Genomic DNA, 12,950 nt, shown 5'->3' with positions numbered 1-12,950 from the left:
GGTCGCTGTCCAAATAAAAAGAAAAAATAGGTCAAAAATTTGCGGGGTTTTCGTTTTTATCTGGGCTAGGGTGTGAAATTTGTTCAACATTTGTTAAAATTGTATATATTAGCTTTAAAATCAGAAGAAATGGAGCCTGAAAAAAGTATTGCGCTACGTCCTAAATTTGAAGTCGAATCAAAAAATAGTGTCGATAAAATTTTAGAAAAAGCAAAACAGCTAAAAACGGAACTCAAAGCCGATTACCAAATTAAAATAATCGATGAGCATTTGTATTTCTATTTCAGTAAAGAGAAAAGAAAATACTATTCGCCTTTTTTGCATTTGGAATTAGAAGCCAATGAAGATAAGACAACAGTAAAAGGGTTATTTGGTCCAGAGCAATTGTTGTGGACGCTTTTTATGTTTCTACATTTTATCATTGCAGGATTGTTTTTAGTATTCGCTATGATGGCTTACACACATTGGTCGCTAAAACAATCCACGGTTTTAGATTTCAGTATAATGGGAATTATGGTAGTTTTTTGGTTTTCGCTCTATTTTATGGCACGATTAAACAGAGAACGCGGTGTACCACAAATGCACGAATTAGAAGATTTGATGTATAAGGTTTTGGAATAAAAAAACCTGATGAACATTCATCAGGCATCTTTTATCTTTATTATTTGCTCTTTTTGCTTATTTCTGGTTATACCCAAAACGTTTTAATTGGTAAGCACTGCTTCTCCAATCTTTATTTACTTTAACGTAAGTAGCTAAGTGAATTTGTTTACCAAAGAATTTTTCTAAATCTTCTCTTGCTTGAATACCCACACGTTTTAAAGCGGCACCTTTGTGACCAATGATAATTCCTTTCTGCGTATCGCGTTCCACCATAATTACGGCACGAATTCTAATAATGTTATCGTCTTCGATAAATTCTTCTGTTTCAATTTCTACGGCATATGGAATTTCTTTGTCGTAGTTCAACAAGATTTTCTCACGAATGGTTTCGTTTACAAAGAAACGTTCTGGTTTATCGGTTAACGCATCTTTAGGATAAAATGCTGGAGAAACCGGAAGTAATTCGATAATTCGATCAAAAACGGTTTGTACATTAAAATTCTCTAAAGCTGAAATAGGAAAAAGTTCTGCATTAGGTACTTTTTCTTTCCAAGCTTGTACTTGTTCTTCTAGTTGTTCTTGGTTCGATTTGTCAATTTTGTTTAATAATAACAAAACTGGGATTTTAGAATGGATAATTTTATTAAAAAACGCTTCGTCTTTTAACTCTTTTTCGCCAATCTCAACCATATACACTAAAATGTCAGCATCTTCAAAAGCCGATTTCACAAAATCCATCATCGAATTTTGTAATTCATACGCAGGTTTAATAATTCCTGGCGTATCTGAAAATAAAACTTGAAAATCATCTCCATTTACAATTCCTAGAATACGGTGTCTTGTAGTTTGTGCTTTCGATGTGATAATAGAAAGACGCTCTCCTACAAACGCATTCATAAGTGTTGATTTTCCTACATTCGGATTTCCAATAATATTTACATAACCTGCTCTGTGCTCCATTTCAATATATTTATGGGTACAAAGGTAGTGATAACGCCTGAAATAGTAGAAAGAAAACATTATTTTTAAAAAAGTCTTGTAATTTTAAATAAAGAGTGTACCTTTGCACTCACAAATCGCGGGATAGAGCAGTAGGCAGCTCGTCGGGCTCATAACCCGAAGGTCACAGGTTCGAGTCCTGTTCCCGCTACTAAGAATTTATTGAATTACAACCGTACATCGCGGGATAGAGCAGTAGGCAGCTCGTCGGGCTCATAACCCGAAGGTCACAGGTTCGAGTCCTGTTCCCGCTACTAAGAAGCTTCACAGAAATGTGGAGCTTTTTTTATGTAATTAATTCATTAATAAATGGTTATGTTTTTATTTATTGTTTTAGTTTTTTGGCTTGATTCAATATTAAAACACTACTTTTGCACCTTTATTTTAAAATAACTATGAATCCAAAGAAAATTGCCGAGTACAGAAAGTTACTTGATGTTACCAAAACAGCTACGCTGAAAGAATTAAAAACCATTTACAGAAATAGTATGAAGGAAGATCATCCTGATACTATTGCTGATCCAGTGGAGCGTTTAGCTGCTGAGGAAAGAAGTAAAAATATTATTGAAGCATACCATTTTTTGGTTAGTATTGCTCCTGAAACACAAGAAAAAAACAAAGAAGTATATCAAAAAATAACTTCAACTGTAAATATCCAAGATTTTTATATGGATAATGGAGTATTGTATATTTCGTTTTTAGACGGTAGTAATTACGAGTATTTTAGTGTGCCAAAAGTAACGTACATTAAAATGGTTAATGCAGAATCGCCAAGTCGTTTTGCAAGAAGACACATTTACAATGAGTTTTTATACCGCAGTGCAAGCAAAATCGTAGCTGAATAAACAATTGTTAAAAAAATATTCCTATTTTTGATATACTAACCAATAAACTATATCAATATGGAAATGAATTATTTAGCTGTTTTAGTAGCTGCTCTATCAAGTTTTGTAGTTGGATTTGTCTGGTACAATCCTAAAGTTTTTGGAACGATTTGGATGAACGAAATCGGGATGACCGAGGAAAAAGCCAAACAAGGAAATATGGCAAAAATCTTTGGATTGACTTTTGTTTTTGCTTTTATGTTAGCATTTATGATGCCAACATTGGTAATTCATCAAATTGGGGCTTTACAATTAGCAAGTGGAAACGAAAAAGATGAAGCCTTTTTAGCTTACATGCAAGTACACGGTCATATGTATAGAAGTTTTGGACATGGAGCATTACACGGTTTTTTTGCATCTTTATTCATTGCAGTTCCTGTAATTGCAACAAATTGCTTGTTTGAACAAAAATCATTTAGATACGCAGCAATAACTTCTGGTTATTGGATTGTTGTAATGACAATAATGGGAGCTATTATTTGTGGCTGGAAATAAAATAAATTTTAACATTTAATTATATAGGAATCGCTCTACATTTGTGGAGCGATTTTACTTTTACATTGGACAGAATTTCATTTAAAATATACAATTCAGTTAAGGAATTACCTGTACTTTGGGACATTGTGGCTCAAAGTAATGTTTTTCTACAAACACCTTATCTATCTGTGCTTGAGCGCTCGGCTCCTGTAAATATGGAGTGTTTTTATATTGGTATTTTTGAAAAATCGGAATTAATAGGTGTTTCTTTAGCACAATATTTAGATTTGAATAAATTGGAATCTTTTGGAGAAAGAGACAAATCGTTTAAAATTGCTATTCGAAATTTTATTTTTAAAAATTTTGCTTCTCACACGCTTTTCCTAGGAAATAATATGATTACAGGTCAAAACGGATATGCTTTTACGAAAGAAATTGATTTTGAATGTATAAGTGATATTCTAATTCAAAGTGCCGAAGAGATTACGTTATACTTCAAGAAAAAAGGGATAAATATCCACTTAGTTTCCTTTAAAGATTTTTACGAACATTGTTCAGTTGAACTGAAGAAGTTTCGTTTTTCTAATGTATACGAGTTCAATACACAACCTAATATGATTTTCTATTTGGATGAAAAATGGAAATCAGAAGACGATTACATAGCGGCACTTTCAAAAAAATATCGTGACCAATTTAAAAGAGCTCGAAAGAAAAATGATGGAATCATTGTTAAAAATCTTTCTTTCGAAGAAGTGGTTCAGCATGAGGATACGATTTATGATTTGTATCATTATGTTGCTAAAAATGCGCCTTTTAATACGTTCTTTTTAGCAAAAAATCATTTTTCAACTTTAAAAGGACAATGCGGTAATCGTTTTCAAATTTTTGGATATTTTTTGAATGATAAATTAGTTGGTTTTCATACGTTATTGCTTAACGAATTTACATTAGAAACCTACTTTCTGGGTTATGATGAAACCATTCAAAAAGAAAATATGCTGTATTTGAATATGTTGTACAACATGACAAAATATGGAATTGAAAACGGATTCAAAAAGATTATTTTTGGTAGAACAGCTTTAGAAATAAAGAGTTCAGTAGGTGCGTCACCGGTTCAAATGTCGGGATTCATTTATCATAATAATAAATTAGTGAATAAATTTATTGGTAAAATCTTCAAACAATTAGAGCCAGAACTTCATTGGCAACAACGTCATCCTTTTAAATAAAATACGGCATATTACGTATATAATCTAAAAAGGATTAAATTATATTTGTAAAGTTAATACAATCTAATCTTTACAATTATGCGATTTACTTTTACTCTTTTAACTTTTTTTCTTGTTACAACTTTTGGATTTGCTCAAAAAGCACTTTTCAATGATACATTTCAAGATGATACTAACAAATGGACATATAATGGAGATGGATTCGACTCAAAAGTTGATGACGGAAAACTAATTTTAGAAAATAAGCATGCTACTAATTCTAAGTGGCGCTACATTTCAATAACTCAAAATACCGAAGTGGTTGATTTTGATGTTGAAGCTACAATAACTTTGGATAAAACACCAAATGATTATGCTACTTATGGTTTGGTTTGGGGAATGTATAGTGATAATTCAGATTATAGAGTTGTGCAATTATCTGCTAACAAGCAACTACAAGTTTATCACTATTATAGTAAAGAGTTTCACTATGGAAAAAAATGGGCGGCTTCTAAGAATGTTGGCGGTAAAGGAAAAAAGAATAGAATAAAAGTTGAAAAAAGAGCAAATATTTTTAAAGTTTACATTAATGATGTTTTAGAATATCAGACAGGTGAAAATGCTTATTACGGCTCTTTGTTTGGATTTATTGTAGATGCGGGTGTTACAGTTGAAGTTGAAGATTTAAAAATAACAGAACAACCTTTTTCAATCAAAGTAGTTGAAGAATTCAATCCAAACTTGAAAATGGTGAAATTACCAGAAACGATATCTAGTTCCACTATAGAAGAAACAAATCCAGTAATTTCAGCAGATGGGAGTATCTTATATTTTGATAGAAAAGATAACCCATTGAATATAGAAAGCCCTAAAGATGATATTTGGTATTCGATAAAAGATAAAAACGGAAAATGGTCAGAAGCTAAAAATATTGGTCGACCATTAAATAATCGCGACAACAATTTTGTTATTTCATCTTCACCTGATAATAATACATTATTGTTGGGAAATAAATATGCATCAGATGGTGTTTCACCAAATGGAGGTGGCGTTTCAATTGCTCAAAAAGGACAATCGGGATGGGAAATTCCGAAAGATGTAGTTATTGAAGACTTTGTAAACACAAATTCATACGTTGGGTATTTTCTTACTAACGATAATAAAAACTTGTTAATGACAGTAGAGCGACCTGAAGGACTTGGGGAAAAAGATATTTATGTAAGTTTTGTAAAAGAGGATGGAACCTTTTCTAAACCTAAGAGCTTAGGTAATGTAGTAAATACTTTTGATGATGAAGCGAATCCTTTTTTAGCGTCAGATGGTAAAACATTGTATTTTGCTAGTAAAGGTCATCCAGGCTATGGTTATTTTGATTTATTTGTAACTAAACGATTAGATGATACTTGGACAAATTGGTCTAAACCAGAAAATTTAGGAAATATTATCAATTCAACTGGTTATGAGTTAAGTATTTTTCTTTCTGCAAAAGGAGATAAAGCCTATATTGGTAGACAAAGAGATATTTGGGAAGTTGACAACACTGTAAAGCAAGATCCGGTTGTCTTAGTAAAAGGAAAAGTTTACGATGCTAAAACCAAAGAAATTTTAAGTGCTAAAATCGAATACAATAACTTAAAAACAAACAAAATGATTGGAACAGCTATTTCTGATCCAAAAACTGGAAGTTACTCAATTGTATTGCCTTACGGATTTAATTATAGTTTCATGGCAGATAAAGAAAACTATTACGCCATCACTCAAAACGTTGATTTATCTAATTTAAAAGAATACAAAGAAATGGAAGTGGATTTGTATTTAACACCAATTGAAAAAGGTGCGATTATTCGTTTAAATAATATATTTTTCGATTCTGGAAAATACGATTTATTATCAGAATCATTTGCTGAGTTAGATATTTTATTCGGATTATTAAAAGACAATAAAAATATCAAAATTGAAATTGCTGGTCATACAGATGCAGTTGGTTCTGATGTTGCTAATATGGAATTGTCTAAAAACAGAGCAAACTCAGTTCAAAAATACTTGATTGGGAAAGGTATTTCTTCAGATAGAATTGTAGCAAAAGGATACGGAGAAACCAAGTTTATTGCGCCAAATACAACCGAAGAAGGAAAACAATTAAACAGAAGAGTAGAGTTTGTGATTTTAGAAAAATAATTCGAGGAACTTTTCTATCTTCGTGTAAAATTTAAAACATGGCACGAACAAGTTCTACCGAAACCGCAATAAAAAATATGCTCATTCCATTAGTGCAAGCTATTGGCCGCTCGGGAAAGTTAATTTACTTGTTGATTTTTTTGATCGTTGGGTTTTTGGGGTATCAGTTTTTTACAAAAAAATCGAATACAACGACAATTGAATACGATACCAATTTGATTCAAGTTCAAATTAAAAATGTTGGAAAATTAGTAGTAACCGAAGGACATTTTGCCGAAGTTTTAACGTATAAAGACAAAAAAGAAACTTATATTCCAGGGTTGTCTTTCGACAAAAAAGCATTGGTTGTTATAAATGCAGATGTTACGGTTGGTTTTGATTTGAGCAAAGTAACGTATGATATTGATGCAAAAAATAAAATGTTAACCATTACCAATATTCCAAAAGAAGAAATAAAGATTAGTCCCGATTTTAAATATTATGACACTGAATCTTCTACTTTTAACGAATTTACAGGTGAAGATTACAATAAGATAAATAAAATTGCAAGAGCAAATTTGGCTAAAAAAATTGAAAAATCTACGCTAAAAACTAATGCTCAAAATAGATTATTGAGCGAGCTTTCTAAAATGTTGATCGTAACAAACTCTTTAGGTTGGACATTATCTTACAAAGGAAATGTAGTAAAAAACGATAAAGATTTAGAATTAAAAATAATCGATTAAAAAGAAAGTCCCGATTTAATCGGGACTTTCTTTTATAATTTACTTTCTAAACTTTGCCAACCACCACCATTGATGCAATCAATTCCGTGTTGTTTTAAAATAGAAGTCGCTTGACCGCTTCGCATTCCAGAACGGCAACATGCAATTACTGGTTTATTCCATTTTTTGATGGTTTCGATATTTCCGTTTAAAACTTGTAATGCAATATTTTTTGAACCTTTGATGTGTCCGTCTCTAAATTCTTCTGGCGTTCTAACATCTAAAATAAAAGCGCCTTTTTGAACATATTCTTGCACCTCATTGGTTTTATTTCCTAATCCTAAAAAATCTAAAATACCCATAATTGTTTCTTTTTTTGACAAAGATATAGCTGATTGAAAATCTTTTCAGTAACAAAAGTTACTTTTGAAATTTGAATGATTTAATAGTGTGATTCTCTATTGTTTTCTATGATAAGTGAAACGACTAAAATCAACGCCAAGTTAAATCTATTGTGTCTATGTGTTTAAACAATCCCTTCTTTCTCAAAAATCAATTCTAATCCACCGTCAATTAAGTGAGCAACTTCTGGGCGATTGGTTTTAACTTTTTCTAAATGATTTAAAACTTTATCCACTAAATCCGAATTTCCTTCTTTTTTAGCTAATTCAGCGATCTCAACTGATAACAACCAATCGTTAGGATGTCCTGCAGAAACCGAAGCAAATGCTTCTTTTAAAGTGGTAGTCGCAGGTTTTCCTTCTCTAATATTACGAACACTTAAGTAAAGTTTTTCTAATTCTTCTCTTTCAACAGATTTTTTCTGTTTGATGGTTTGCGATGAAGGTACGTGATTAATCATATCAAAACTATTCACATCTGCAGGTCCTGAAAAAGCAGAAATTACTTTTTTGCCTACAGCCATATCGTAAATTCCCCATTCTGGTTGGAAAAGAACAGTATCGTTATGAGTAACCGTACAATTTTTGAATTTAATCAATAAAATTTCACCTTGTAAATTACGAGAACCTGTGATGATTTCTCCTGTGACTTTGATATTTCCTTCAAATTCTAAAGTAACTTGTTCGCCTTCGTAAATGTCATACGCACGTAAATCTCTCGGACTCATCTCCTCAATAGCCAAGTTGATGCCTTTTAGTTTTCCAATTGGCGAACCAAAACCTTCTGCATGATATTCTGTTCCGTGACCTACTAATTCTTTTTCTCTGTACGAAAGCGCCGTTTTTCCTGTTGTTTGAACATAAACCGGTTTACCTTCATTTTCAATTACATTAGTAAAAACTCCTGAAATTTGAATTCCCGTACTCAATTCAATTGTTCCTAACGATTTTGAACTGATTAATTTTTTAACTCCAGATAATCCTCCTGTTCTCAAAGCCATAGTATTAGCAAATTCTTCTAAAACCGAACTTAATTTAGCAAAATCAGGAGTAACATATAATTGTGGTTGAGGTTTTGTAATGTCAAAACTTTGGTCTGCCGCTGAAATATCATACGGGATTTTCTTCACGTTATCGGTCATACACCAAGCACTTTCTCCAATCGAAGAAAGTAAACCAGCGCCATAAATTTTTGGGTTATCCACCGTTCCAATCAAGCCATATTCAACTGTCCACCAATGTAAATTTCTTATGCGCGACATTTCTGATAATTCGCCCATATTATTCTGTAAGAAATCAACTTGCTCTTCTGCTTTTTTGATTTCAGATTCAGGAGTATCTTCTGCTTCTTTCAAAATAGAAAGCAAACGAATGGCTTCGTATAATTCATAATCACGAGAAGAGGAAATGGCTTTACAACCAATTTCACCAAAACGTCTTAAATATTCTGCATATTCCGGATTGGCAATAATAGGAGCGTGGCCAGCACCTTCGTGAATAATATCGGGAGCGGGAGTGTATTCAATGTGTTCTAATTGGCGAATATCGCAAGCAATAACTAAAACATTATACGCTTGAAATTCCATAAAAGCGTTTGGTGGAATAAATCCGTCAACGGCAACTGCAGCCCAACCGATTTCTTTTAAAATACGATTCATTCCATACATATTTGGAATGTTATCGATTTCTAAACCTGTTTTTTCTAAACCTTCTAAATAAGAATTATGCGCTACTTTTGAAAGATAAGACACATTTTTGCGCATTACATAACGCCAAACCGCTTGGTTTATTGGTGTGTAATCATCATAAACTTGAGGTTTAATGAATTGTTTTAAATGCTTTGGTAATCTGTCAATCAGCGGATTGCTTTCAAAATGCGTTTCCATAATTTTACTTGTCATGTTTGAGGTAAAATTACGAATTTTTCAGAAAGCAGGAAAGCTTTTTAACGATTTGATACCAATTGCAAATTATCAATCTGCTTTTTCAACAGGAACTGAAGGTTCAATTTTTGGAATACTATCATTTGGGACTGTTTTTGGACCAGGTAGACCTTCGCTTGTATTAATTGGAGTTACACCATCAACATATTCAGTTTCTTCTAAATCTTCTGATTTTCTTCCTAATTTAATATCTGGATTTTCTTGTGTTCCCAAAACTTTAATTGGAATTCCTAAAATACCTAAAGGTGGTAATCCAATTCGCATTTTTAAGTTTAATTTTCCGTCTAAACTGGTTTGTCCTTCGAAACGCAATCTAAAACCAGCTACTTTAAATTTGAAACGTTCAATAGTTACGATATTGTTCTTGATAGTAGTTTTTATATCTACTTTAGAAATATCTGGATCTTTAATGTCAGGATTTTCGGTTTTAGATGAAACTACATTTAATAATTTAAAGCCTTTCATTTTTACTTTCTTCACTGATAGTGTTCCACTTCCTTCTAAAGAAGGCATAATGGGTTCCATTTGATTGTTTAAAACACCTTTTATCGAATAATTTAAACCAACAATTCCTTCAGCACTTTCTGCAGCGGTTACGATTTCTCGGAACATTTTAATTTCGTTGTAAGCGCGTTTAATATCAAATTCAGAAGCATTAATTTTATAATCGAAATAGGCTTTTTGTGTGCCTTCGTTTTTATACATCGCTTCCATTTTTGCAGTTGCTCCAATGATGCCAAGTGTTCCGTTTGAAAGTTGTAAGGTTCCGTTTTTAATGAGTATATTTCCTCTTAAATTTTCAATAGTAACGTCGTCGTATTGTGTTTTTACGGCATTAGTTTGGATAGAAACATTCAAATTGGTTGGAATTTCAACTACTCCGGAAACTTCTGTTTTTTCAGTTTCTTCGTCAGTTTCATAAGTTGTAGTTGGAATAAATTCGTTTATGTTTAAGAAATTCGATGTAAGATTGAAGCTTCCTTTTAAAATTTGATTTTCTGAAAGAACAAAATTGATTACGTTTTCTAAATTCCCATTCATAGCAATGTCTGACGTTCCATATTTTCCATTGAAATTAGAAAAATTCATCTTGTCTTGATTAAATGTGAATAATCCGTTTTCAATTAAGAAAGGTTTTGCTAAATAATCACTTGTGGTTTTGATGTTTTTTACTTCAAGAGTTCCGCTATTTTTTAAGTTGCCAATTCTTCCGTTGGAAGCATCGCTTTGTTTTCCTGCCAAACTCAAATCAGCTTTGATGAAACCATCTACATCCAATCCTTTTTGCGAGAAAACTTTGTAAATTCGAGCAACGTTTAAAGTTCCTTTCGCTTTTACATCGTAATTAATATCATCAAAATTTTTAAACGAAGCATTTAAGTTAAAAGGTTCGCCTTCAAAAGTGAAATTCGCTGGTGAAAGTATAAAAGAGGCATCTTTGAAATTACCTGTTGGACTATTCAAATCAGCTTTTAAATTAATATTCTGAATTGGTTTCGGATAATAAGCAGTTTTAATTAATCCGTTTTTGATTTCAAATTTTCCTTTTGTAATAGGGAATTTTTTATCTTCTTTGCTGTAATTTCCTTTGGAAACAATATCTGCATCTAAATTTCCAGCTAATTTGAAATTCGGAATTTGAAGCGCATTACTCAAAAAAGCCAAATCTAATTTCGATTTTACTTTTGAGTCGATGGTTATCTTTTTTCCAAAACCATCCGAAATTAAAATCGCACTTAAATTATTCTTATTAACATCAAAGTACAAAGAGTCTAATCGTACTTTAAGCTGATTGATGTCTAAATTTGGTAATTTTGTATCGAAATTCAAGAAAATATTCTCCACCGGATAAGGCGCTTTCGTGTGTTTTACATAACCATCTCGTACTTTTATATTGAAATTTAATTCGGGACTTAAATTCTCTGAAGCAATATATTTCCCTTTTAAAGTTAAGAACGCAGAAGTTTTTCCTTTCATTTTGGTTTCAGTCATCCAAGAAACATATTCAGCAGGTAAAGCCGTGAATAAATCGTCAAGATTACTGTCTTCCGTTTTTAATTTGAAATCCATCTGGTAGCCGTTTTTCAAGAAATCGAACAACCCAGTAAATTCAACAGGCAATTTGTTAATCACCAAATCATTCTTTTCAAAAATAAAAGAAAGTGAGTTGGTATTGATTTTTGTAATTAAATCGGCTTTTACTTTCTTGTTTTTCAAGTATTCTTTTTTGTCATAAGCAAAGCTTAAGCTGTCAATTTTTGCCGAAGTTTTTAAGTTGAAATTCGATTCTAATAAGTCGCCTTTGCCTTTATAATTGAAACCTTTTGCTTCAATTAAAATCTTTGTAGATTTATCATTATAGACTAATTGACTGTTGCTGATTTGGATGTTTTCTAACTTTAAAGAAGCACTTTCAGAGGAAGTTGTGGTGTCTTTTGAATTTGATTTGTAAATGTTATAATTAGCTTCTCCTTTTTGATTAACCAAAATATTGATTTTAGCATTATCAATATAAATTTCTTCAATTTGAGTTTGGTTTCCAAAAACAACACTCCAAACATCGATTCCAAAACCGATTTCCTTTGCAGAAACCAAAGATTTATTTTGATATGGTTTTGATCCGTTAAGATTTAACTCATGCAAGGTTAAAGTTAATGAAGGAAAGTGTTTAAAAAATGACAATTCAGAATCGTTAAAGTTTAGTTCTCCTTCTAAATTTTTATTGGCTAAGACTTTTACTTTTTCAGTAATAGTATCGGCAAAAATTATAGGTAATATCACAAAAGTCAACAAAGAGATTGCAAAAGTTATTCCTGTTATTTTTAAAATTTTAGAGAGAATTGTTTTCTTTGATTTTTCCATTTTTTATAGCTGTATCGAGATATGGCAAAATTACTACAAAATATTATTTGTAAGATTTAAAAAAGATAAAAAAAGAGCTAGTATTAAACTAACTCTTTTTTTATTAACGTTTCATCGTAAAGTGCGCTTTAAACTGTTTAGCGACTCCATTTTCTGTGTAATCTAATGAGAACCAGTAATCTGTTGACGGAAGTAATTCTTGATTGTATGTTCCATCCCAACCCTCGCTATCTTCTGTAGCGCTTAGTTGTTTTATTAATTTACCATAGCGGTCAAAAATGTATAACTTAGCATCTGCTTGATTCAAGCCACTAATGTTCCAAGTATCGTTGATTCCATCTCCATTCGGTGTGAAATAATTTGGATAGTCGATTATGGTAACTATTTGTGTCATAAATGTACAACCTTCTGTATCAATAACAGTTACTAAATGTTCGCCTGCACTTACTCCTGTAAACACATTAGAAGACTGTAGTGGACCTTCGTCTAACGAATACATCAATGTTCCTGAACCTCCAGTTACATTTACTGTAATAGTAGCGTTGTCACTAAAATATTCACTTTGAACAACTGTCATTGAGGTTGCTGGAAGAGTTTCTGTTACAGTTGCTGTAGCACTTGCCAATAATGGATCTGATGAACATCCTGTTAACCAATTCGTAGCTATTACACTATACGTTCCTGCTTCATC

Annotated in this window: 11 protein-coding genes and 2 tRNA genes; 8 read left to right on the top strand and 5 right to left on the bottom strand. The window is 31.9% G+C overall.

What is annotated here, in order from left to right; all coding sequences use genetic code 11:
* Nucleotides 1-99 precede the first annotated feature (99 nt).
* The gene (locus tag AAEO58_RS00065) at nucleotides 100-621 is read left to right on the top strand and encodes a hypothetical protein (protein WP_341680928.1); all 522 of its coding nucleotides are present in this window, start codon (nucleotides 100-102) and stop codon (nucleotides 619-621) included.
* 57 nt (nucleotides 622-678) lie between these two features.
* Here the strand turns inward: AAEO58_RS00065 and era are convergent, their stop codons facing one another.
* A complete protein-coding gene (gene era / locus AAEO58_RS00060) occupies nucleotides 679-1,563 on the bottom strand; it encodes a GTPase Era (protein ID WP_133608057.1) in 885 nt (294 codons plus the stop codon).
* A gap of 117 nt (nucleotides 1,564-1,680) precedes the next feature.
* On the opposite strand from era, the gene AAEO58_RS00055 reads away from it, so the two are divergent.
* The 7 genes from AAEO58_RS00055 to AAEO58_RS00025 all read left to right on the top strand — a co-directional run bounded on the left by AAEO58_RS00055 (nucleotide 1,681) and on the right by AAEO58_RS00025 (nucleotide 7,074).
* Nucleotides 1,681-1,753 (top strand) — tRNA-Met (locus tag AAEO58_RS00055).
* Between the two features lie 30 nt (nucleotides 1,754-1,783).
* Nucleotides 1,784-1,856, top strand: a tRNA-Met gene (locus AAEO58_RS00050).
* A gap of 141 nt (nucleotides 1,857-1,997) precedes the next feature.
* Entirely contained in the window at nucleotides 1,998-2,447 is a 450-nt protein-coding gene (locus tag AAEO58_RS00045; protein WP_026724150.1) for a KTSC domain-containing protein, read from the top strand.
* Between the two features lie 57 nt (nucleotides 2,448-2,504).
* On the top strand, nucleotides 2,505-2,981 hold the full coding sequence (locus AAEO58_RS00040) for a DUF1761 domain-containing protein (protein WP_341680922.1): 477 nt from the start codon (nucleotides 2,505-2,507) through the stop codon (nucleotides 2,979-2,981).
* A gap of 65 nt (nucleotides 2,982-3,046) precedes the next feature.
* A complete protein-coding gene (locus AAEO58_RS00035) occupies nucleotides 3,047-4,192 on the top strand; it encodes a peptidogalycan biosysnthesis protein (RefSeq protein ID WP_341680921.1) in 1,146 nt (381 codons plus the stop codon).
* 78 nt (nucleotides 4,193-4,270) lie between these two features.
* Nucleotides 4,271-6,349 carry an OmpA family protein gene (locus tag AAEO58_RS00030; protein WP_341680919.1) on the top strand — a complete coding sequence of 693 codons (2,079 nt, stop codon included), beginning with the start codon at nucleotides 4,271-4,273 and terminating at the stop codon, nucleotides 6,347-6,349.
* Between the two features lie 77 nt (nucleotides 6,350-6,426).
* On the top strand, nucleotides 6,427-7,074 hold the full coding sequence (locus AAEO58_RS00025) for a DUF4230 domain-containing protein (RefSeq protein ID WP_133609422.1): 648 nt from the start codon (nucleotides 6,427-6,429) through the stop codon (nucleotides 7,072-7,074).
* Between the two features lie 32 nt (nucleotides 7,075-7,106).
* On the opposite strand, the gene AAEO58_RS00020 is transcribed toward AAEO58_RS00025, so the two are convergent.
* The 4 genes from AAEO58_RS00020 to AAEO58_RS00005 form a co-directional block, all read right to left on the bottom strand.
* Nucleotides 7,107-7,415 carry a rhodanese-like domain-containing protein gene (locus tag AAEO58_RS00020; RefSeq protein ID WP_341680917.1) on the bottom strand — a complete coding sequence of 103 codons (309 nt, stop codon included), beginning with the start codon at nucleotides 7,413-7,415 and terminating at the stop codon, nucleotides 7,107-7,109.
* A gap of 164 nt (nucleotides 7,416-7,579) precedes the next feature.
* The gene (locus AAEO58_RS00015; protein WP_341682332.1) at nucleotides 7,580-9,340 is read right to left on the bottom strand and encodes an aromatic amino acid hydroxylase; all 1,761 of its coding nucleotides are present in this window, start codon (nucleotides 9,338-9,340) and stop codon (nucleotides 7,580-7,582) included.
* 87 nt (nucleotides 9,341-9,427) lie between these two features.
* Entirely contained in the window at nucleotides 9,428-12,259 is a 2,832-nt protein-coding gene (locus AAEO58_RS00010) for an AsmA family protein (protein ID WP_341680916.1), read from the bottom strand.
* Nucleotides 12,260-12,362: 103 nt separating this feature from the next.
* On the bottom strand, nucleotides 12,363-12,950 hold a 588-nt coding region (locus AAEO58_RS00005; protein WP_341680914.1), incomplete at its 5' end, for a T9SS type B sorting domain-containing protein.

The sequence above is a fragment of the Flavobacterium helocola genome, from assembly GCF_038289885.1.
GTDB classification, from domain to species: domain Bacteria; phylum Bacteroidota; class Bacteroidia; order Flavobacteriales; family Flavobacteriaceae; genus Flavobacterium; species Flavobacterium cheniae.
Note: the sequence above shows the minus strand (reverse complement) of the source record. Positions and strands in the feature narration are given on the sequence as shown.